We start from the raw sequence: 22,104 nt of genomic DNA, 5'->3' as shown, positions 1-22,104 counted from the left end.
AGTTAAGAGAGTTAATAGATAAATTCCAGTTTTTGAAACTGAGAAATCGGAATTTGACGAAGGAGGTTGATTGTATGAAAAAGTTGATGGCATTAGTTTTAGCAGTGGTTTGTGTGCTTGGCTTGGTTGGGTGCAACAACAAGACAGTCAATATTGATTTGCCTTTTGAGGTAGGTGATGTTGAAAATATAGAAATGTATCACTTTGTTGGAGCACCTGTGTCAGCAGAAAAGAAGGTCATTGTTGCCGAAGAAACCATAAAGAACTTGTATGATATGTTTGAGGGGCTATCCCTGGAACTCAAAGAAGTAGAGGAAACCGCTGGAGCAGAGATAACCAGTTTCAGATTTAACCTTTCTGATGGAACAAGTTATGAACTGATTTATGGCTGCTATGGAGTAAAGACAGGCAATCTGAAATCTTCCACAGATAATTTTGAATACTTTACAAGTGCAGATATTAGCTCTTATTGGAGCAACACTGACTTAGAGGCAGTTCCCGTTGAAGAAAGCGAGTTGCCAAACTAAGCAGAACAATTCCAATTTGGAGAATTGAAAAAAACGGAATTTACCTATTAAGACATATAAACTCTTGACAATAAAGCTCCTATATAGTATGTTTTTAATAAACTACTATATAGGAGCTTTTGTATGGAAATGAATGGAGGATTTCTTGTCACCAAAATAAAACAGCTTGGAGACCGGATTTTCGAGAAGATTCTCAGTGAAAAGAATATTGATGCGTTTAATGGAGCTCAGGGACGTATTCTTTATGTGCTGTGGCAGGAGGATGGTATCTCAATCAAGTCACTCTCGACTAAATGCGGATTAGCGATAACATCTCTTACTACGATGCTGGAAAGAATGGAAAATCAAGGGCTGATAAGCCGTGTTCAGTCTAAAACGGACAAAAGGAAAACACTCCTGTTTCTGACTGAGAAAGCACATGCCTTAAAGGACGAGTACGATTCTGTATCTGATGAGATGGGCAGTATTTACTACAAAGGTTTTTCGGAGGAAGAAATTACCCGGTTTGAGGAATGCCTCGACCGCATCAGAAAGAATCTTGAGGAGTGGCAGAAGTCATGAGTATTTGTATCAAAGATCAGATTCAGAACATGAATATCGTCATTGGCTGCACAGTGGGGTGTGCATATTGTTATGCCCGCAACAACGTGAAACGCTGGCATATGATTGATGACTTCGTTGCCCCTGAATTCTTTCCGGGTAAGCTCAAGATGATGGAAAAGAAACGTCCGCAGAACTTTTTTCTTACCGGCATGAGCGATCTCTCCGGATGGAAGCCGGAATGGAGAGACGAGGTATTTGAAAAGATCCGTGAAAATCCACAGCATCAGTTCCTGTTCCTTACCAAGCGACCTGATTTGCTGGATTTTGATACCGATCTGAAAAACGCATGGTTTGGCGTTACGGTGACGAGGAAAGCAGAACGGTGGCGTATCGACGCCCTTCGGAAAAACGTCAGAGCAAAACATTACCATGTTACCTTTGAGCCGTTATTCGACGATCCCGGCACAGTTGACCTTTCCGGAATCAATTGGATCGTTGTCGGCACCATGACCGGAGCTCAGAGCAGGAAGATTCATACGGAGCCGGAATGGGCATGGTCTCTGGCGGATCAGGCACATAAGCTCGGCATTCCGGTGTTTATGAAGGAAGACCTTGTCCCTATCATAGGGGATGAAAATATGATTCAGGAAATGCCGGAAGAATTTAATAAAGTGTTAGAGGTACAGAAATCATGGAAGAAGTAATGAATGGAATCCTCATTCGTGAGGTGGAAACAAAGAACATCATGACTAAGTCTAGTCTGCCGGTAGGCGGTTACTCGGTCAATCCCTATGTGGGCTGTACACATGCCTGCAAGTATTGCTATGCTTCTTTTATGAAGCGCTTTACCGGACACAAGGAGGAATGGGGCACTTTCCTTGATGTGAAGCATTGGCCGGAAATTAAAAATCCGAAGAAATATGCCGGACAGCGGGTGGTCATCGGTTCTGTGACAGATGGCTACAATCCACAGGAGGAGCAATTCGGGAATACCAGAAAACTTCTGGAGCAGCTGATCGGCAGTGACGCAGATATTCTGATCTGCACAAAGTCGGATCTTGTGGTACGGGATATTGATCTGTTGAAGAAGCTTGGACGTGTAACCGTTTCATGGTCGATCAACACACTAGATGAAAATTTCAAGAACGATATGGATTCTGCTTCGAGCATTGAGCACCGTATCGCTGCTATGAAGCAGGTATATGAGGCAGGTATCCGTACAGTCTGTTTCGTATCCCCGGTATTCCCCGGTATCACGGATTTTGAAGCAATCTTTGAGCGGGTAAAGAATCAGTGCGATCTGTTTTGGCTCGAAAATCTCAATCTTCGAGGCGGTTTCAAAAAGACAATTATGGATTATATCGCCGGAAAATATCCTGATCTTGTACCACTTTACGACGAGATCTATAACAAGCATAACCGCAGCTACTTTGAAACACTTGAAGTAAAAGCTGAGAAAATGGCTAAGAAGTATGATTGTGCCTTTGTGGATAATGAAATGCCTTATGGCAGAGTCCCGCAGGGGCATCCGGTGATCGTAGATTATTTCTATCATGAGGAAATCCGTGGGACAGAGAATACCGGAAAAAGAAATCGCTAACTTCAAGTTTATCTGACTCACAACAATTTAATAACAAACGTATACAGCACTTTAGCCACAACAGGTTAAGGTGCTTTTTTCATGCCATAAAAGGAGGTGGTTGAAGGCACAACGCATCGGGGAAAGCCCGATTAATCATTGCAACAGGCATTGCCTGATAATCATATAGTAACAAATAACAAGGACAGAGAGGAATGTATATATTCCATAGGAGACGTAGAAAGCCTTCATAACATTTGCCCATATAATCAATCGTACGCGCAGACGCGATATCGGCAATTTTACGTTGCGTAAACCAGAAACGTTAAAAGTATCTTTTACATCCGAGCAGCAAGAACGTTTCGATAGGAAAGACGGCGATTTATACAACGAACTGTACTTTGACGATAGTCTGTATTGACGAAAAAAAGCAAATTTAATATCAAATATTTTAAAAAGAAATTGACAACGGAAAGATTTGCATTACAATAGTGGTGTGGGGGATAACTACTATGAATAGTTTTGAATTTTTGGAAAAACTCGGTTTTTCATCTAACGAGGCAAAAGTATACGGCACGTTGATAAAACACAAAGTGCTAAACGGCTACGAAATCGCCAAATTGTCCGGCGTTGCGCGTTCGTTGGTTTATGAAGTCATCAATCGTTTGATTGCAAAAGGCGCGGTCATCCGTATAGACGGAGAACCTAATTTTTACAAGCCTATCGAGTATCAAGATCTTATCCGCAGCATTAAGGAAGAAAACGAAAAGAATATTGCCTGCGCCGAACGCGAACTTCAACAACTCGCAACGGAAAATGTCGACGTCGATTATGTAATGAATATAGTGGGCGAAGAAAAATACGTTGCCAAGGCAAAGGAACTTATCGACAGCGCGCAAGCGGAAATTTCGCTGTCCATTTGGCAGGAGTCGTTCGAGGTGCTGCGTAGTAATATCGAAAACGCAATATCCCGTGGAGTAAAGGTGTATATTTTTACCTTCGAAAGTATTTCGGTCGCCGGCGCAACGGTGTATTCGTACAATATCAACGACGTTTCAACTCTGTTTCCCTACCGCAGAACAACAATCATAATCGACGGCGGAGAGTGCTTAGTCGGCGAAGAGGGCGATCGCAATGTTTACGTGCATACGCGCAATCATTCGGTTGTTTCTCTTGCCACCGACGAAATAGTTTTGAATGTTTTTTGGAATAAACTTATCGAAAAAGAAAACCTGTTGTCCAAGGGTTGCTCCGGTGCGGATTTTTTGCAAGCCATACACAATTTGGCGGAGCGCTACGGCATTACCGACGAGATGACCAAGAATTTTCTTGTATACAATTTTCAAAAGGAGAAAACTCAAAATGGCAAAAAATGTTGAACGATTACAGGCGCGCGAAGCCAAAGAACTTATCCGCCGCGAAAAGCAGTTGGGCGCAAGACGCAACAAGTTTTATATGATTTACTTGTTTATGATTTTGTCGCTCATCTACATAACGGACGAAATGGCATCTACTATATCCATTCAGTTTCAGGCGAATATAGTTACGGAATTCTTCGTAAAAAATATGGGTATGGAATACGGCGCGGGATTATCGCTCTTTTCCGCCATAGGTTTTATTTCCTATCCGGTAACGGTGCTTATTATTTTCTACCGTCCCCTTGCGGACAAATTCGGGCGTAAGCCGTTTTTGGTTATTAACACGTTATGTATGGGGTTAGGGCTGTTCCTTGTGTATTTATCTAAGGATATATACGTTTACATGATAGGAGGCACGTTGATGAGTTTTATGGTGTCGCACGATATGCAATGTGTGTACATACTGGAATGCTCCGACGAAAAGTCCCGCGCCCGTAACTACGCAATCGTAAAAGCGGTGGCGATACTGGGTACGTTGCTTGTTCCGTTGCTTAGGGCTACGCTTATGCAAAATGTAAGCGAGCGTTGGCACGTTGTATATTTAGTTCCGGCAATTATCGGTTTTGTAATGGCGTTATTCGCGTTGCTTTTTGCAAAGGAAACAAACGCGTTTTTAACAAAAAGAATAGAGTACTTAAAAACTCCTATCGAAGAACGCAAACAACGCAGTAAGGAAGAGTGCGAGCAAAACGCTCAAGGCGGAATTCTGACCGCTGTAAAATTCGCATTCAGACACAGGCAATTACGCTTTTTGATCATTGCCTGCTGTTGTTTCTATCTTGCTTCGTTAGGTACGGCAACGTACAGTACGGTTATGGCAAAGTCTGCTTTGATGACGGAAGAAGAAATAACTCTTGCTCTATTCTTGTATCCCGTAGGCAACGCGCTGTTTACGTTGATATCGGGTTTTGTGTCGGACAAATTCGGGCGCAAAATAACTATAATTGCGATGTCTTGTTCAGCGTTGGCGTGCTATTTGCTGTTTATTTTAAGCGGTATGTTCAAGTGGACTCCGTATTTGACAGGCTTTGCAATCGGCGGATTTATGGGCAGTTACTGGGGCGCGGGCGATACTATCGGCGGAATAATGTTCTCCGAGTCTTCTCCTACAAACTTGCGTTCGTCCGTAACTGTAATCAACACGTTGCTTAACGGAGTTATGGGTGGACTTGCAACGGTTATCTCTATGATACTGCTTCCTGTCATTCCCGAAAAGATGTTTGGCTATATGTACTTGGGTTTGACTGTGCCGGGGCTTGTGGGCGCAATCGTAATAATGTGGCTGTTTGTCGGCGAAACTCGCGGACTGGATCTTAAAAAGGTAACGGGTACGGAATGGGATAAGCCTAAAAAAATTAAAGAAGAAACACAGGAGGGTGAATAAAAATGGATAACAAATGGTTTGAACTCGGCGCAAACGAACAGCCGTTGGATATTATCAAGGAAACATGCGGTTTTGCAGGCATATTCAAACAAATAGGAGTGATAGGGGATTCTTTGGCGTCGGGTGAGTTCGAAAGCCACGACGAAAACGGCAGCATAGTTTATACCGATATGTACGAGTATTCGTGGCCCGCTGTTTTGGAGCGCATTACGGGGACGAAGTACAACAATTATTCTCGCGGCGGAATGACCGCGCGCGAGTATATGCAAAGTTGGGCGGATGCAAACGGATTTTGGCAATGGAATCAAGCGTATATCATTGCGCTGGGCAACAACGATTCGTTTGTCTGCGGACATCCGTTGGGAAGCGTCAAGGACGTTAACGCAGAATGTCCGCAGGATAACGCCGATACGTTTTTCGGCAATATGGGCAAAATCGTTTGCAAACTTAAAACGATCGAGCCAAATGCGCGTATTTTTGTCGTTACTCCGCAACTTCGCGGTGAAGCCTGCGATAAAGATATTCGCTATATCGCAAGCGAACTTGCCAAATTGTGCGATATGTTTGACTTTACATACTTGCTGGATATGACTGCGCATGCGCCAGTATACGATGCCGAAATGCGTAAATCGTTCGGGCTGGGCTTCCATCCGAACCCGATGGGGTACTATGCTTACGCATTGATGGTGGCTAATTATATCGATTACGTTATACGTAGTAACCCTCGGGAATTTGCAACGATACCGTTTGTCGGTACGTCGCTCAAAAACAAAGATTACAAATAGTATGTATTTGCTGAAATGCACAATTAACTAAACTTGTAGATGTTTTCATTGCAAGTTTACAACAATTTATACTAAATATATAACCGTTTTGGGGACGAATGTATTTGAGCATTCGTCCTTTCTGTTATGATTGACAAAGAAAATGCGATTTGTATGATAATTTAGCTGAAATGAAAAGTTAAAGTCCACATAGGTAGGGAAAGTACTGGTGCTAAGCCTGTAAGGAATTCTGAGAGGGAAAAGCCTAAGTGGGAAGATACCATTACAAATCGAATGCTTCACTGGTCATATACACCTGAGCAGAAGGAAGAGCTTAAGATGGCTCTTGCTGCAGGAGTTCCGAAAGCGACGATTCTTACTTACTTCTATCCGGAGGTAACTGTGGAGAAGATGAGTTCTTATCGGCAAAAACAATAAAAAAGAGATCGCATAGATACAGGAGCTGTGTTATACTGTGTCTATGCGAGATTAAAGAAACTTACAAATCGGAATTGACCGAGCTCTTTAGAGCGAGGGATGCTTCTTGTCCGAAGGGCAAGAAGATGGAACATAGAAAGAATTTAAAAACTTGGAATTTAAGAGGAAGTTTAATTATGTCTATTGTAAAAAATGAATTACCAATTTTAGAGTTTGACACAGAACAGTTGGCAGTTCTTAATCCGACTCATGAAAACCTTGGTTTGAAACTTCCGAAGAAATGTGTGTTTGCTTTTCTTGGTGCGTACATAGATGAATATGCTAATAAGACCAATACCAAACAGGTGTCCACTTTTGTGAGTGCCACAAAGTATTATCCAATTTACATTACAAAGTATCAAGGTGAGGAAATCGTACTTTGCCAAGCTCCGGTTGGGGCTGCACCAGCGACACAACTACTGGATTGGTTGATTGGATATGGTGTTCGTGAGATTATCTCGGCAGGCAGTTGTGGTGCTCTCGAAAAATTCCCTGAAAGCACATTCCTTGTTCCCAGTAAGGCTCTGCGTGATGAGGGAACATCCTATCACTATGCTCCACCTTCACGATTTATGGAAATAAGTGAAAAGGCAAGAAAAGCCATCGAAGACACTATTCGTAGACATTGTATGAAATATCAAGAGGTTATTACCTGGTCAACGGATGGATTTTATCGTGAAACCAAAGAAAAAGTGGCTTATCGAAAAAGTGAAGGCTGTGCAGTTGTAGAAATGGAATGTTCTGCTCTTTCTGCATGTGCTAATTTCAGAGGAGCAATTTGGGGAATGATACTTTATACGGCAGATAGTCTCGCAGATGTTGACAAATACGATGAGCGAAATTGGGGCGGTAATGCATATGAATATGCTCTTACACTGTGTCTCGATGCAGTTACGAAATTGTAAAACAGAGTGCAAAATTTCAGTTTGTAGAATTAAGAAAATCGGTATTTCGTGGGAGGTGTTATACAAATGAAACTGGCAGACTTATCAACTGGACCAGACTGGGGAGTATATGTTGGCTTTATAATACTTGCTGTACTTTCCATAGTTTTGATTTCTGGACATGGAAGTTGGTTAATTTCCGGATATAATACAGCTTCAAAAGAAGAAAAGGCAAAATATAATGAAAAAAAACTATGCAGAACAATGGGAATTGGAATGTCTGTTATAGCAATTCTTCTATTAATTATGGGAGTGTTTGAAAATATTTTACCGGCATTCTTTGTGTATATTGCATTGGGTATTATTTTAGCTGATGTAGTGATAATTATTGTCTTGGGAAATACAATATGTAGAAGGTGACAAATTCCTGTTTGCCGAAATATATTTCTAACTTTCCCTATTTTACAGGCTTTCCAGCCTGTGCATTAGCGAAACGATATGTATTTTCCCTTATTTTTGCCCTTATGAGATAATCGTAAGGGAAATAAGGGAAAGTTTTATTTAGTCATTGCCTGCCACTTTATCAAGTAACCTTGCAGATTCCCGCTTGGCTTTTCTTGTAGAGTGTGCATAGACATTCATGGTGGTACTGACATCTGAGTGCCCTAACAGTTCCTGCACATCCTTTGGTGCTGCTCCATTTGCCAGAAGGTTGCTTGTGTAGGTGTGTCGCAACTGGTGAAAATGAAATCCTTCAAATCCATCCAGTTTCTGAGCAATCTTCCTGCAAACAATTCCTAACGTGCTTGGCAGTTCCAAACTTCCATCCGGTCTTAAGCAGACAAAGGATATTTCCTTATAATCTTCTGGAACATTCTCTGTTCCGTCCAGATGATAGAACTCATAGTAAACTCTGTTTTTGTCTTTTACTTCTCTGTAGTAGTTTTTGTGGTAAAGTTCTCCGTACTGCATTCGGTTTTTAAGCTGTTCCTTTCGGGCATTGCGAAGAATCTCTGCCAGTGTATCTCCAAAATCAACAATCCTTACCTTTTTTCGTTTGGTTGGTCCGATGATATTCTTGTGCCTTGAACCATCATATCGGATACTGCGTCTGATTGTAAGGCACTGTTCTTCAAGATTTACATCCTGCCATGCCAGACCACAGGCTTCACCGATACGAAGTCCTGCATAATAAGCTATCTGGATTGGAAGTATTGCCGGTGGATTGTAATCCTGTAGAAATTCAATCAGTCTTTCATAATCCTCTCGTGGAATTGGCTGTATATCGCCATCCATGTCATCATCAGAAAACAGGTCAACCTCATCCGTCTGGTATTTCAGCTTAATATACTGCATCGGATTGAAAGTGATATATTGCTTTGGTGATACTGCAAACCGGAATGACTGCTGTAATACTGCCGAGAAAGAACGAATGTAATCTTTGCTGTAACTTTTTCTTTCTGAACCATCTGGATAAGTGCCACCAAAGGAAAGCAGATCGAAGAAGGCTTGTAAATGCTCAGATGTTACATTTTTCAACTTTCTCTCTGAAATTGGATGCTTCTTGATGTTGGTAATAGCACCAAGGTAATTCTGGACTGTCCCATTACTGAGAGTACCGGTCTTTAATTCTTCCTCTGCCCATATATCAAGTAATTCTCCAACTGTAATATTTTCCGACTTTGCAATGAATTTCTTGCTTTCGTAATCGTCCATTGCCTGACGGAGCAGTTTTTCCGTTTCACTTTTGCTTTCTGTTCCAGCGTATTCTTTCTGAACCAGATTGCCGCTTGCATCTTCTACATAGAAGCGGTAGTACCATTTCTTTCCTTTTTTTCTTACAGATCCTTTTGCCATAATCGTGTGTCTCCTTTCGATATCAGACAATCGGAACTGATGAAATGCTTCTTGCGTGTAGGCATCTTATGGACAAGTCCATAAGCCAATTCGCCGCTCGTCAAATCTGTAAACAGCCTGACTCGCTCGTGCTCATTGTATCATAACTCCGGTTGTCGTTCTATACCGAATCGGAATCCTCATACAAAACTTCTGATAAAAGATTTTCAAGCCTTTGTTCTGCCATTTCCGGTTTCTTGGAATAGAGCCTTACAATATCTGCCATGTCATTAAAGGCATTAACAGTATGGGTGATCTCCCGGAGAAACATAATCTCGTTATATTCATCATTCGATTCAAACCCCATTACCTTTGCAATATCCGATTCATTCGTGCTGCCCTTGTAATTCTTGCAGGCAAACTGGAATGATTCCAGAAACAGGTTATATTGCTTTAACATTAACAGCAGTAAATCTTTTGAAAAAGCATCTTCCTTTTTACTAAGGTCGAGAGGTAGCTGTTTGAGAATATCGCCCATTGCATCACGAATCTGTAATTCTTTCTTATCCGTAATATCGGTTTCGTATTCATCGGTTTCACCTCTGAGCCATTCAATAGATACATGAAGTGCTTCCGAAAGACCTTCCAGCACCATCTTTTTGGTATTGTCAATCGAACCATTCTCATAACGCAGGATTGTGGAAGCTGTAACTCCCATCTTCTCTGCAACATAAGGCTGTGTCAGATTTAATTCCAGACGACGCTGTTTTGCCCTGCTGCCTATCAGCTTGCGTAGTTCTTTATCTTTCATGCTGATTGCCTCCTTTTTCGGTATGTATGAATTATAGCATGTACCTCACATAATTGCAATACGCAATATAATAATTATTTTTAAAATTTCATAATGCTTGACAACACGATATAAAACCGTTATACTAACAGCACAATAAAAGTTGCATAATGCAATTTACTAGGAGGTGACAAGATGACGGAAAGAAAGATTGCATTATCCATCGAGGAAGCAGCCGACTATACAGGAATTGGCAGAAACACTTTGAGAAAGCTGGTTGAATGGAAGAAGCTTCCGGTATTAAAGGTCGGAAGAAAAGTCCTTATTAAAACTGACATTCTGGAAAAGTTCATGGAAGCCAACGAGGGGCGAGATCTGAGGGATAAAGGGAATGTAAAAGCTGTCACAAGAAATGTGGCAACTTAAAAAGGCGGCTTCTTACGAAACCGCCAAAGGTTCTATCAGGCCGAAGCCATGATATACCTACACGCAAGAGGATTATACCATGTGCTTCTCCTGATATGCAACCGGGAACTGTTGTTTACCGGAAAAAGAAAGGATGAAGACGATATGGCGAAATCAACAAAGACTTATGAAGAAAGAATACGTGCATTAGAGAAAAAGGAACAGGAAAGCATTGAAGCTACAAAAAAGCTCATAGCACAGCGGAAGGAACTGGAAAAGAGAAAGAAAGCGGAAGAAAGTAAAAAACGAACCCACAGGCTCTGTCAGATTGGAGGAGCGGTGGAATCAGTTCTTGGCTGTCCGATTGAGGAGGAAGATTTACCAAAGTTGATAGGCTTCTTAAAAAGGCAGGAAACAAACGGGAAGTTTTTCTCAAAAGCGATGCAGAAAGAATTAGTTACAGACATGGAGGAAGTGTAATGGCGGAGGGAGTGGGTTTTCCATTCCCTTCATTGCCTTTGAATGAAGGGCTCACTTATGGACAACCAGAGGTCGTCCTTATAAGTTTGCCACAAGTGGCAACCGGTCTGCGCTTACGCTTGCCGGGCTCGTTCCGTCGGCGGGGCTTTCAGCCAGACCTGCTCATGCCGCAGGGGACACTCTTGCACAGAGGGTGTTCTGACAGCTTCACTCCTGCCAAACCAGAAGAAGATGCTGTCGGAAATCAATGCCGGATACGGCAGAAAGGGGGAATCATAACATGGCGATATTTCATTTTACAGTAAAGATTGTTGGACGCAGTAAAGGAAAATCTGTCATATCCGCATCTGCATATCTTAACGGAGATGTGATGAAGAATGAGGAAACAGGCAGGATCAGCTACTATACTTCCAAAAAGGAAGGCGTCTACACCAGCCTGATGATGTGCGAAAATGCACCTCCTGAATGGCTGCATGTACCGGAAGAAAATATAAAAAGGTTTCAACTGTCTATCCGTTATAAAAGAGCGGATGATAAAGATGCCGCACTGGAAAAGTTTAAAATCACATTTCAGAAACAGCGGCTATGGAATGAGGTATTGAAGATAGAAAAAAATGCAGATGCACAGCTTGGACGCTCATTTGAATTTTCCCTGCCGAAAGAATGGAGCAGACAGAAACAGATTGATTATACAACGGAATATATTCAAAAGACTTTCGTGGATAAGGGAATGTGTGCCGACTGGAGCATACACGATAAGAATGATGGAAACCCGCATGTGCATTTACTTGTAACCATGCGACCGTTCAATCCAGACCATTCATGGGGCAGCAAAGAAGTTAAGGAATGGGATTTTGTCAGAGATACTGACGGAAATATCGTAGTTGATGAATCCCACCCGGACTGGTGGCAGGATAAGAAAAATCCTGACCGGCATGGAATCCGTATTCCGGTACTTGATGAAAACGGAGTACAGAAAGTCGGGGCAAGAAACAGAAAACAATGGAAACGGGTTCTGACCGATGCTACCGGATGGAACAATCCAAAGAATTGTGAGTTATGGCGAAGCGAATGGGCAAGGATGTGTAACCGACATTTATCCATAGACAATCAGATTGACCACCGCTCTTATGAAAGACAGGGCAAATTAAAAGTCCCTACGATTCATGAGGGTGCGGATGCAAGAAAGATTGAGGAAAAATATCTCACCGGACAGATAAGGAAAGGTTCATGGAAGGTAGAGGAAAACCAGATGATTAAAAAACAAAATGCACTGCTGCAAAAGGTAATTGCAACCTTTGGTAAGGTATCCGGTGCATTGTCAATATGGAAGGAGTGGTTGAATGACATTAGCAGAAAGCAAAGAAGTAATTCCCATGATGGAAGCAATGATTACACAGATAGAGGAACAGCAGAATATCATGGCAGAGATGCTTCAGGAGATACAGGTAAAGGACGAGAAGCTGATGTGCTTTCAGGAGCAGGAAGAACGATTGCAGCAATTAGAGAGCGAATTATCAGAACTGCTTCAAATCTTGCCGGATACAGAAGAACTGCTGATGCTTCTGGAAGAAAAGACAGACCAGATACAGCAACTTACAGACGAGAATCAGCAATGGCAGGAATTAGTACAGAAATTAAACAGCGAGAACCGATTATTACAGAAACAGAACAACGAATTGCTGACATTGAACAGCAGATAGATAAAGCGAGGGATATAGATGACAGAATACGAAAACTCAAAGAGCGACGATCAACTGGAAGAATTGCTACTGCTGACGGAGCAGATGCAGGAAGAACTCGACCAGAAAGACCGGACTATCGAGGAACTGAAAGTGCAGCTCGACGAATCGCTGACCTTGAACGAGAGGTTAAACAGCGAGAACAGAGCAGGGAACATTCAAGCCTTAAAGAACGACTTGAGGAAAACAAAAGAATTGTTGCAGAGCGAGAAAAAGAAAACGCACACCGCCCAAGCCATGATAGAGGAATGTCGAGATAAGCAGAGACAGGCAGAACAGGAACGGGATTATGCACTCTCCCATCAGAAAAAAGTAGAAATACCGGTTGAAAAGCCGGTGCTCTATCAAAAGTGCGGGAATTGTAAACAGACAGCTTATCTGAAAGCGAAGGAAAGGTATGATACACAGAGAGAAAAACTGGCAGGCAGATATAAAGCAAAAACAGCTATATATGAAGCATTGATGTTTCTGCTGATATGGTATTCCGTATCAACTACTCTTTTTCAGATGATACGGTCAAAAATATTTATTTCTGATTGCGTGGTATTCTTTGATACAATCGCCACTTTTATACAGAACATTGCAGGATTGACTATACTGGCAGGGAAGAATGTGGCACAGGTTAGCAATGGAATATCCAATCCTGTCGTTGCCGGAATTATATACTGGATGATAAGAATACTGATTTCCGGTGGATGTCTGGTGGGTGTGGGAATACTTTTGGCATTCATCGAAATAAAGATTACTGGGCTATATAAGAAGTGCTGTTGGGACATGATTACCATAATGGTAATACTTATAAGCATGGCAACAGCTATCTACTTTGGGAAGTGGATAAAGACAACATTGCCAATCAATCTGCTATTTCTCTTATTATTCGTGCAACTGGTATATGTTGGAATCAGGTGGTATGTAAAGGGATGGAGAGAAACAAGGGGATATCATTAAAACAAAAATACCGATATTTTATTGGTACTATATGTCTTTACTTTCGTGCTAATATATATTATCATATTAGCACGAAAGGAGAAAACATATGACTCAGTTTGAAAAATTAGATTTGTTGTTGCGTGAATGTGGAGGGACAATTCAGACATTTCAAGTTCTAAATAATGGAATTAGTAAGTCTGTGTTTTATGCATATGTGAAGGAACGAGGATTAGAACAAGCTGCTCATGGTGTGTATGTATCGCCGGATACGTGGACAGATGCAATGTACCTTTTGCATTTACGTTGTGGTCAAGCTGTATTTTCTCATGAAACTGCATTGTTTTTTCATGATTTAACGGACAGAGAGCCTTTGAAATACACCATAACAGTAAGAACTGGATATAATCCAAGTCGTTTGCAGGAAGACGGTTTTCAAGTGTACACAGTAAAAAAGGATTTACATGAAATAGGAATCATAGCTATGCAGACATCATTCGGACATTCCGTTCCCGTTTATGACATGGAGAGAACAATTTGTGATCTGCTTCGTAGCAGAAAAAATGTTGAAATGCAGGTCTTTCAAGACGCATTGAAACAATATGCAAAACGTAAGGATAAAAACTTACGGATGCTTATGAAATACGCAGCTATGTTTCATGTTGAAAACATACTTAGACCATATTTGGAGGTGTTACTTTAGATGATAACAACGGCAAGACAATTAAAGGATTTAATTCGTAATATGTCAAAGAAAAAATCCGCAGATGCACAGATTTTGATGCGGAATTATATGATGGAACGTTTTTTAGAACGAATTTCTTTATCAGAGTATAAAAACCAGTTTATATTAAAAGGTGGAATGCTTGTGGCGGCAATGGTTGGTCTGGATGCCAGAGCTACTATGGATCTGGATGCTACCATAAAAGGCACTAATGTTAGTGTGGAGGATGTAGAAATGATTATATCCCAAATTATATCAATTCCACTGGACGATGGTGTTTCATTTCGGGTCAAACGGATATCGGAAATCATGGAAGAAGCAGATTATCCTGGTGTTCGTGTAAGCATGGAAACGAAATTTGATGGTGTAATCACACCATTAAAGATTGATATTTCTACAGGGGATGTAATTACACCAAGAGAAATCAAGTACAAATTTAATCTTATGCTTGAAGACCGCACTATTGAGGTATGGGCATATAATCTGGAAACGGTATTGGCTGAAAAATTGGAAACTGTTGTTAGTCGAAACGTTACAAATACACGAATGAGAGATTTTTATGATATTTATATTTTACAAAAGTTGTATGGAGAACAACTCCAAAAACAAGTTTTATGGACTGCACTTGTGGCTACAGCCAAAAAAAGGGGAACATTAGACCTGATAGAAGCTGAGGATATAAGAGAAATATTTGATGAAATTGAATCAAGTCCGGTTATGGAGACCTTATGGAAAACATATCAAAAAAATTATTCTTATGCTGCTGATATTTCATGGCATGCAATTGTGAAGTCAATCTGTGCATTATATGGAAGTATATTGGAGAATATGTATGACACATAAAAAACTGATATGTAATTTACGTTAGCATTTTGAGTTGCCTAAATTCGAAAGTTAGGAAAATCTTAATAATTTCTCAGGCAATCCATTGTGAATTTAGATGTTGTATTTGCTATACTTAATTGGAAATATGAGCAAAGGAGTTGAAAATATGTCTGAAAAGATATTGATTATAGATGACGAGCAAGATATAGCGGATCTGTTGGAGGTCTACTTGAAAAACGAAAATTACGTCGTTTATAAATTTTACTGCGCAACGGATGCCATGTCGTGTATTGAAAGCGGCGACATTGATCTTGCCATTCTGGATATTATGCTCCCGGATATGAACGGCTTTTCACTTTGCCAGCTTATCCGAAAGAAATACACTTATCCAATCATAATGCTAACGGCTAAAATTGAGGAAACGGATAAAATAACGGGGCTGACATTGGGAGCGGACGATTATGTGACAAAACCCTTTCGCCCACTTGAAGTAGTTGCCAGAGTGAAAGCGCAGTTAAGACGTTACAAGAAATATTCACCAGGTATCATCACAGAGAAAATTCCATCGGAACTTTCCTATAACAAATTGTGCTTGAATGTGCAGACCCATGAATGTCTGTTAGACGGGGAACCTGTTTCTCTAACCCCGACAGAATTTTCTATTCTCCACGTCCTTTTGTCAAGTGCTGGAAATGTTGTAAGCATTGAGGAACTGTTTCATGCGGTTTGGAAAGATGAATACTACTCTAAAAACAGCAGCACAATTACTGTGCATATCCGGCATCTGCGCGAGAAACTGAACGATACTTCCGATACTCCGCAGTATATTAAAACGATTTGGGGTGTCGGCTACAAAATTTAAGCGAAAGGAGAACACTATGAAGAGAAAATCAAATTGTTTGGCAACTATTTTATTCTTAATTTATCTGGCACTTCTGGTTTGGATCATACTGTTCAAACTACAGTTTTCAATCAGTGATCTGGATAAAGTAAGGAGTATAAACCTTATTCCTTTTCACTATGACAAAGAAGTTGGCGCAGCATTTCACTTAACAGAGGTACTCGAAAATTTCTTGATTTTTGTTCCTATGGGCATTTATCTTCAAATGCTTCTGCCAAGAACAAAATTATATGTGAAGTTCATGCTGATTGCTGGAACAAGTTTTTTATTGGAAACTATGCAGTATATCTTAGCAGTCGGACGTTCTGATATTACTGATGTACTTACAAATACGGCAGGTGGTCTTTTGGGGCTTGCTGTATATTCGATGGCAGCCCGGTTAATCGGAAATAGAATAAAAGCAAACAGACTGTTTTCCATTCTGGCAGGCATAGTAAGTGTTGTCGTGATTGGTCTGCTTGGCTTTCTTCTGTTTGCTAATCGGTAGGAGGTGTATTCTCATGTCGAAGAAAGAAATGACAACAGAAAAGCGCCTTAAAGTGCGCTTATACCTATCATTGCTGGTTTATACCGTTGTTGGATATGGTTTGACCCTTATGTTGGACTACATCTTTTCAAAATTTGACAACGGTATTTTTGCATGGCTCTACTGGCGGCTCGATCTGCTTTTTATTTTGTATCTGATGATTGGCTTTGTATGTATTTTCAATTACTATTGGAAAAAGCCGTGGGACTATCTGGATGAAGTAATTAACGCAACCCAAACGGTCTATGAGCAGAACAGTCATACCGTATCGTTGTCTGATCCGCTGAAAGAACTGGAGGAACAGCTTAATCAGATCAAAATGTCTGTTCTGTTAAGCAAGCAGGCTGCAAAGCAGGCAGAAGAAAAGAAAAATGAAATTGTTATGTACTTGGCACATGATATACGCACACCTCTGACAACAGTGATCGGCTATTTGAGCCTGCTCCATGAAGCCCCTGACATGCCTGAGCAGCAAAAGGAAAAGTATGTAAAGGTCGCGTTAGACAAAGCAGAGCGCCTTGAAAGACTTATCAATGAACTTTTTGAAATTACCAAGTACAATGCACATACGGTCATTATCAAAAAAGAAAATATAGATTTACATTGTTTGATTGCGCAGGTAATAGATGAAATATACCCGACACTCTCTGCAAATGGCAACACGGCGGTATTTACTGCGGAGGACAACTTATCTGTGAACGCTGATCCCGAAAAGCTGGCGAGAGTTTTCAGTAACCTTTTACGAAATGCAGCGTCATATAGCTACCCGCAGACAGAGATCACTATATCCGCCAAACGGTTAGAACATGATGTTCAGATTACTTTTGAAAATCGTGGAAAAACAATTCCACAGGAACAGCTTAACAGTATATTTGAGAAATTTAATCGGTTGGATGATGCTCGGCTTTCCAATACAGGCGGCGCGGGACTTGGTCTTTCTATTTCGGAAGAAATTATACATTTACACGGCGGAACGATTACTGCATCCAGTCAAAACGAAACCATAGATTTTGTGATTACATTACCCATCTCTGCTTAGGAAAATAAGAGTGCGGTCTTAGGAATACCTTAGGAATTTAAGCGTTTGATTTTTGAGATTGAAAAGCCCTTGTTCGGTACAATGATTATCGAACAAGGGCTTTTTATTGTTCAGCTGAAGCAAAAGAAAGGAGTGTAAGCATGGAACTGAAAATAGAGCATTTAAGCAAGCAGTTCAAAGACAAAACAGCAGTAAATGACGTCAATCTGACGTTGACTCCAGGCATTTGGGGACTTTTGGGAGCGAATGGTGCAGGGAAAACCACGCTCATGCGCATGATTGCTGATATTATGACACCAACCAACGGAGCGGTTTACTATGACGGAAAAGACATTCGAGAGTTAGGTGAAGTCTACCGAAGCAAGTTTGGCTTTCTACCGCAGGATTTTGGGTATCACCGGGATTTTACGGTCAAAGATTATTTGGAGTATATGGCTGCGCTGAAAGATATTCCTACAAGGGCAACCACCCCAAAGATCAATCATTTGTTGGACATCCTTTCGCTCTCCGATGTGAAAAAGAAAAAAATCTCCAATCTGTCAGGCGGCATGAAGCGTCGTGTTGGTATTGCGCAGGCTATGTTGAACGACCCGGAGATACTTGTCATGGACGAACCGACAGCAGGACTTGATCCCGGAGAGCGCGTGCGTCTGCGGAATTTCATTTCCGAGTTTTCGCATGATCGAATCGTGTTGATTTCCACCCATATCGTATCTGACATAGAATATATTTCTACGCGCAACGCCATTATGAAAGCCGGAGAAATTGTTGACGTAGGAACTACCGCAGAACTTGTCAAGCGGATTGAGGGCAAGGTTTGGAATTGCATAATTCCGACCTCAAAGCTGCCGGAATGTGAAATGCGGCTGCGCATTATCAATCAGCGAGGCGAAGATCACAATCAGGTTTCTATTCGTTATCTGTCCGAACATTCGGAAATTGATGGGTCTGTTACAACGGAGCCACGATTGGAAGATTTGTATCTGTGGTTGTTCCCGCAGACAGACTTGGAAAAGGAGGACAGATAATATGCGGCTCTTTAGACTTGAACTAAAACGTATTTTGAAGTCACGGCGCACCCTGATTTTACTTGCAATCGCACTTTTGCTTTCCGTAGCCATGGCATACCTGCCTATTTCATTTGAGGGTATTAATCGTCCAAACGAAGATGGCACGGTTACAGAATTAGATGGCTTGGCAGCTATCAAGTACAAACAAGATTTATATAAAACATCCGCTGGTGAAGTGACCCCGGATAGGATCAAATCGGCTTTGGAAACTTATCAAAGCTGCGTTCGAGAATATGGGCCAGTCGAGGAAGAGGGCTTTCCTCTGGCTGTATTTATTGAAAAAATCGTCCCGTTCCGTCACTTGCTGATGGGTCTGTCCGAAGCGTTTGCTGATCCATTAACAGGCATTGGTGCTGATTTAATGGATATTGACCCGAATGACATTGACGGAGCCTATTATGAAAAGTGCGCAGAACATTTACAGGATGTCATGCGGAATGAGCAAAGAGAAAACGAAACCGCACAGCAGAAAGCTCTTGAAAAATATTCAGAACTTGATACGCCATTTTATCTTCATTCTGGAATTTCTAAAGATGCATTTGATTATATTGAGTTTTATATTTTGTTCCTTGCTATTTTGTGTGTGGCAATCGCAGCACCTACTTTCGCCGGAGAATATCAAACGGGCGGTGACAGCATCCTGCGAACCACCAAATACGGGCATAAACAATTAGCAATTACCAAAATTCTGGCGGCATTTACACTTTTCGTTGTTACTTTCCTTGTCGGGATCACGGTACACATTCTGATTTTAGATGCAGCGTTCGGGACGGATTGCTTAAAAACATCGTTTCAGATGCGATACTCTATCATTAATCTGCCAAACATCAATCTGGGGCAGTTGCAGATAATTCTCGCAGCAGCGGGCTTACTTTCTGTATTAGCAACGGTTAGCTGTACGTTGTTCCTGTCTGCAAAATGTAAAGACACATTGACAGTTTTGCTGATCTCTATTGTAGTTCTTCTCATGCCGCTTTTTGCATATGTGGCGATGGGAGCAACATGGCTCTCTACCATACTTCCATCTGCCGGAATTGGTATGCAGAACAATTTCCTTTCTCAGCTTGCAGATTTCAATTATCTGAATATCGGTGGAATGAGTTTCTGGACACCGCATGTTATTTTGATTTCGGCAGGAATTGAATTATTTGTGTTTACATTTTTGGCGATGCATTCCTATTGCAGACATCAGGTAGCATAAAAGAAGTTCAAAATAGAACGAATAGGTTATCTGTAGCGCGACGGCAAAAGAAAAAAGCCGTCGCAGAGCAGACACATTTTCACGCGCCTATGAAACGGCGGCTTTGATTTTCAGAGCCGCCGTTTCTTTGCATTTGCACAAACCTATGATGAATTTTCCGGAAATATTGTGGTTAATAGCGATTTAAACTGTTGTATTTGTTTAAAAATTAAAAAATATCTAATGAGTCTTCCGCATCTACCCACATCTGCAAATTTCCATCAAGATATAATTTTGCATATTCAAGAGGTTCATCAATGGCGAGTGCGTTTAATGCACAGTCTGATCCTGGTGTGGTTTTTAAGTTCTTTTCAGCTTCCCAACAGTCAATGCGGAGCATATAGCCAACAGAGGTGTAAACATCAATACTGTTGCGCTTGGGATTGTATTCTGCAAATATTGTTCTCATCGTATCAAATCTCCTTATCGTTAAATCAATCATTTGTTGCAAAAATCAGAAGCATTTCAATCAGTTCACCATGTCACTTTTATTTTGTGTTATACTGTTTTATATAATTTTCTTGCCCTTGTTTTTGCCCTTATCAGAGTTCGTAAACACTGGTGGGACGATATAACGCAAGGGAAACAATAAGGGAAAGCTCACCTGCGATAAACTTTGTGTTTTCAAGGGATTGAGAGATATTTGATAATAAAATATAACAGTTATTAAATCCCTTGGAATATATGAAATCTCAATTCAAGTTTGTACGGAACAGAAACTTTGAAGTTTACAGCGAGGTAAAAGTTTATGAATAACTATAATGAAGTGAAAAAATCATTTGGTACACAAGCAGAGAAATTTGCTTCATATCATATGTCTAAGGCAGAATATACCGATTATTTGATTCGTAGTATTCAGGCAAAGGGTAATGAACATGCATTGGAGGTTGCTGCTGGAACCTGTATATGTGGAAGAGCAGTGGCTCCTTATGTTAAGGACATTACTTGTTTGGATTTGACAGAAGCAATGTTGGAGCAGGGAAAAAAACTGGCAAAGCAAGAAGGTATTCAGAACATATCATTTGTATCGGGGAATGCGGAATGCTTACCTTTTGAAGATGAAACATTTGACCTTGTGATTACAAGACTTTCATTGCACCATTTTGTTGAGCCTGAAAAGCCTTTTCGGGAGATGCAACGAGTTTTGAAAAAAGGTGGAAAACTTGTTATTTGGGATATGGTAGCGACTACAGAAGAATTGCGTGAAACTAATGACGCTATTGAAACGATGCGTGATAACTCACATACAAGAATACTTAGCAGAGAAGAATTTGAAGCATTGTTTGAGGATGCTTTTGAGCTTCAGCTTGAAGAAACAACACTTGTTCCTGTAAATCTACAAAGTTGGATGGATTTGACAAGTACACCAGAGGATATTCAAAAAGATATTATTGATAAAATGGAATACGATTTGAATGGTGGAGATAAAACAGGTTTTAATCCCTATATCAAGGAGGGACAAATATGCTTTGACCATAGGTGGTTATTGCTGATTGGAAAAAAGGAAAACTAATCCCCATTTATCAAGAAAAAGAAACTTTCAGGTTGTTGGATTGTAAAGGCAGAGCCTTACGCAAGGTGCAGGAGAAAGACTCCGCTCGGGTTAAGGGCGAAGCGCCTTAGCCGGTCAAGGGTGCAACCATTGCCCAATTAGTGGCGTTTCGCCACTAAGTACTGGGTATAATTCGGTAACAGACTGGATTATGAGTGATGGTGCCATGCATTTCGGTGTCTATGGCAAATAGCGTGGCTGGGTTCGTGCCGGTTTCTCTTAGGGAATCCCCGACAAAGCGGATAGCGATGGTTTTATGGCAGTACCGAAGCAACTGGAATTAGAGATACCATTCAAGTAACAGAATTGATGATGTTACCTTTTTGTTACTGGTTCTGTTACCCAGTGAAAGTATTGATTTTACTGGGTTTTCTCTTGTAGGTAACAAAAGTAACAAGAAAATAGAAAAATAAATAAAATACGGATAGCAAGCATAGGTAGCGGTGATTTGAGAAGTCTTTTCGGTCATGT

At 40.9% G+C, this 22,104-nt stretch carries 25 protein-coding genes and 1 pseudogene; 23 read left to right on the top strand and 3 right to left on the bottom strand.

Annotated features, from left to right (window positions below; all coding sequences use genetic code 11):
* Positions 1-74: 74 nt before the first annotated feature.
* From DXD06_RS15095 to DXD06_RS15050, 10 genes and pseudogenes are all read left to right on the top strand, one after another.
* On the top strand, positions 75-527 hold the full coding sequence (locus tag DXD06_RS15095; RefSeq protein ID WP_117832884.1) for a hypothetical protein: 453 nt from the start codon (positions 75-77) through the stop codon (positions 525-527).
* Positions 528-650: 123 nt separating this feature from the next.
* Complete coding sequence (locus DXD06_RS15090; RefSeq protein WP_117832882.1) at positions 651-1,088, top strand: radical SAM mobile pair system MarR family transcriptional regulator; 438 nt, start codon at positions 651-653, stop codon at positions 1,086-1,088.
* Complete coding sequence (locus DXD06_RS15085) at positions 1,085-1,774, top strand: radical SAM mobile pair protein A (RefSeq protein WP_117832880.1); 690 nt, start codon at positions 1,085-1,087, stop codon at positions 1,772-1,774. Before DXD06_RS15090 ends, DXD06_RS15085 begins: the two co-directional genes overlap by 4 nt.
* The gene (locus DXD06_RS15080; protein WP_117832878.1) at positions 1,762-2,670 is read left to right on the top strand and encodes a radical SAM mobile pair protein B; all 909 of its coding nucleotides are present in this window, start codon (positions 1,762-1,764) and stop codon (positions 2,668-2,670) included. Before DXD06_RS15085 ends, DXD06_RS15080 begins: the two co-directional genes overlap by 13 nt.
* A 491-nt stretch (positions 2,671-3,161) precedes the next feature.
* Complete coding sequence (locus DXD06_RS15075; protein ID WP_055263538.1) at positions 3,162-4,028, top strand: TrmB family transcriptional regulator; 867 nt, start codon at positions 3,162-3,164, stop codon at positions 4,026-4,028.
* A complete protein-coding gene (locus DXD06_RS15070) occupies positions 4,012-5,451 on the top strand; it encodes an MFS transporter (protein WP_055263540.1) in 1,440 nt (479 codons plus the stop codon). The genes DXD06_RS15075 and DXD06_RS15070 overlap by 17 nt, the downstream gene beginning before the upstream one ends.
* Before the next feature lie 2 nt (positions 5,452-5,453).
* Complete coding sequence (locus DXD06_RS15065) at positions 5,454-6,236, top strand: SGNH/GDSL hydrolase family protein (RefSeq protein WP_055238832.1); 783 nt, start codon at positions 5,454-5,456, stop codon at positions 6,234-6,236.
* A 201-nt stretch (positions 6,237-6,437) separates the two neighbouring features.
* Positions 6,438-6,653, top strand: a pseudogene (locus tag DXD06_RS18035) (hypothetical protein); the annotation flags it as partial.
* A 125-nt stretch (positions 6,654-6,778) separates the two neighbouring features.
* Complete coding sequence (locus tag DXD06_RS15055) at positions 6,779-7,597, top strand: nucleoside phosphorylase (RefSeq protein WP_330410251.1); 819 nt, start codon at positions 6,779-6,781, stop codon at positions 7,595-7,597.
* A 66-nt stretch (positions 7,598-7,663) separates the two neighbouring features.
* Positions 7,664-7,996 (top strand): DUF3784 domain-containing protein, encoded by a 333-nt coding sequence (locus DXD06_RS15050; protein ID WP_109257666.1) that lies wholly within the window; start codon positions 7,664-7,666, stop codon positions 7,994-7,996.
* A 141-nt stretch (positions 7,997-8,137) separates the two neighbouring features.
* On the opposite strand, the gene DXD06_RS15045 is transcribed toward DXD06_RS15050, so the two are convergent.
* Together DXD06_RS15045 and DXD06_RS15040 are read right to left on the bottom strand one after the other, a co-directional pair.
* The gene (locus tag DXD06_RS15045; RefSeq protein ID WP_117832876.1) at positions 8,138-9,433 is read right to left on the bottom strand and encodes a tyrosine-type recombinase/integrase; all 1,296 of its coding nucleotides are present in this window, start codon (positions 9,431-9,433) and stop codon (positions 8,138-8,140) included.
* Positions 9,434-9,593: 160 nt separating this feature from the next.
* Complete coding sequence (locus tag DXD06_RS15040) at positions 9,594-10,223, bottom strand: helix-turn-helix domain-containing protein (RefSeq protein ID WP_015520978.1); 630 nt, start codon at positions 10,221-10,223, stop codon at positions 9,594-9,596.
* 174 nt (positions 10,224-10,397) lie between these two features.
* Here DXD06_RS15040 and DXD06_RS15035 point away from each other — a divergent pair, with 174 nt between their 5' ends.
* From DXD06_RS15035 to DXD06_RS14980, 12 genes are all read left to right on the top strand, one after another.
* On the top strand, positions 10,398-10,628 hold the full coding sequence (locus DXD06_RS15035; RefSeq protein WP_003505382.1) for a helix-turn-helix domain-containing protein: 231 nt from the start codon (positions 10,398-10,400) through the stop codon (positions 10,626-10,628).
* A 144-nt stretch (positions 10,629-10,772) separates the two neighbouring features.
* Positions 10,773-11,087 carry a hypothetical protein gene (locus DXD06_RS15030; RefSeq protein WP_041254741.1) on the top strand — a complete coding sequence of 105 codons (315 nt, stop codon included), beginning with the start codon at positions 10,773-10,775 and terminating at the stop codon, positions 11,085-11,087.
* The gene (locus DXD06_RS17600; RefSeq protein ID WP_117832874.1) at positions 11,087-11,392 is read left to right on the top strand and encodes a hypothetical protein; all 306 of its coding nucleotides are present in this window, start codon (positions 11,087-11,089) and stop codon (positions 11,390-11,392) included. Before DXD06_RS15030 ends, DXD06_RS17600 begins: the two co-directional genes overlap by 1 nt.
* On the top strand, positions 11,368-13,089 hold the full coding sequence (locus DXD06_RS15020) for a MobA/MobL family protein (protein ID WP_117832872.1): 1,722 nt from the start codon (positions 11,368-11,370) through the stop codon (positions 13,087-13,089). Before DXD06_RS17600 ends, DXD06_RS15020 begins: the two co-directional genes overlap by 25 nt.
* Complete coding sequence (locus tag DXD06_RS15015; RefSeq protein WP_117832869.1) at positions 13,067-13,777, top strand: DUF6040 family protein; 711 nt, start codon at positions 13,067-13,069, stop codon at positions 13,775-13,777. The genes DXD06_RS15020 and DXD06_RS15015 overlap by 23 nt, the downstream gene beginning before the upstream one ends.
* A gap of 88 nt (positions 13,778-13,865) precedes the next feature.
* Positions 13,866-14,459 (top strand): type IV toxin-antitoxin system AbiEi family antitoxin domain-containing protein, encoded by a 594-nt coding sequence (locus DXD06_RS15010; protein WP_003505367.1) that lies wholly within the window; start codon positions 13,866-13,868, stop codon positions 14,457-14,459.
* Positions 14,460-15,323: a nucleotidyl transferase AbiEii/AbiGii toxin family protein gene (locus tag DXD06_RS15005; protein WP_003505363.1), complete on the top strand. Its 864-nt coding sequence runs from the start codon at positions 14,460-14,462 to the stop codon at positions 15,321-15,323.
* Between the two features lie 148 nt (positions 15,324-15,471).
* On the top strand, positions 15,472-16,167 hold the full coding sequence (vanR, locus tag DXD06_RS15000; RefSeq protein ID WP_003505360.1) for a VanR-ABDEGLN family response regulator transcription factor: 696 nt from the start codon (positions 15,472-15,474) through the stop codon (positions 16,165-16,167).
* A gap of 16 nt (positions 16,168-16,183) precedes the next feature.
* A complete protein-coding gene (locus tag DXD06_RS14995) occupies positions 16,184-16,693 on the top strand; it encodes a VanZ family protein (RefSeq protein ID WP_015526351.1) in 510 nt (169 codons plus the stop codon).
* Between the two features lie 13 nt (positions 16,694-16,706).
* On the top strand, positions 16,707-17,771 hold the full coding sequence (locus DXD06_RS14990; RefSeq protein WP_117832867.1) for a sensor histidine kinase: 1,065 nt from the start codon (positions 16,707-16,709) through the stop codon (positions 17,769-17,771).
* Positions 17,772-17,911: 140 nt separating this feature from the next.
* A complete protein-coding gene (locus DXD06_RS14985; RefSeq protein WP_117832865.1) occupies positions 17,912-18,799 on the top strand; it encodes an ABC transporter ATP-binding protein in 888 nt (295 codons plus the stop codon).
* A 1-nt stretch (position 18,800) separates the two neighbouring features.
* Positions 18,801-20,042, top strand: coding sequence for an ABC transporter permease subunit (locus tag DXD06_RS14980; protein WP_117832863.1), 1,242 nt, complete (start codon positions 18,801-18,803; stop codon positions 20,040-20,042).
* A 208-nt stretch (positions 20,043-20,250) separates the two neighbouring features.
* Here the strand turns inward: DXD06_RS14980 and DXD06_RS14975 are convergent, their stop codons facing one another.
* Positions 20,251-20,490, bottom strand: coding sequence for a DUF6061 family protein (locus tag DXD06_RS14975; protein ID WP_003505342.1), 240 nt, complete (start codon positions 20,488-20,490; stop codon positions 20,251-20,253).
* 339 nt (positions 20,491-20,829) lie between these two features.
* Here DXD06_RS14975 and DXD06_RS14970 point away from each other — a divergent pair, with 339 nt between their 5' ends.
* Positions 20,830-21,594, top strand: a complete 765-nt coding sequence (locus DXD06_RS14970) for a class I SAM-dependent methyltransferase (RefSeq protein WP_023924069.1) — start codon at positions 20,830-20,832, stop codon at positions 21,592-21,594.
* The last annotated feature ends 510 nt before the right edge of the window (positions 21,595-22,104 follow it).

The organism is Roseburia sp. TF10-5, assembly GCF_003462365.1.
GTDB lineage: Bacteria > Bacillota > Clostridia > Lachnospirales > Lachnospiraceae > Roseburia > Roseburia faecis.
The sequence above is the reverse complement of the archived record's forward strand: the minus strand, read 5'-3'. Positions and strand labels throughout refer to the sequence as shown.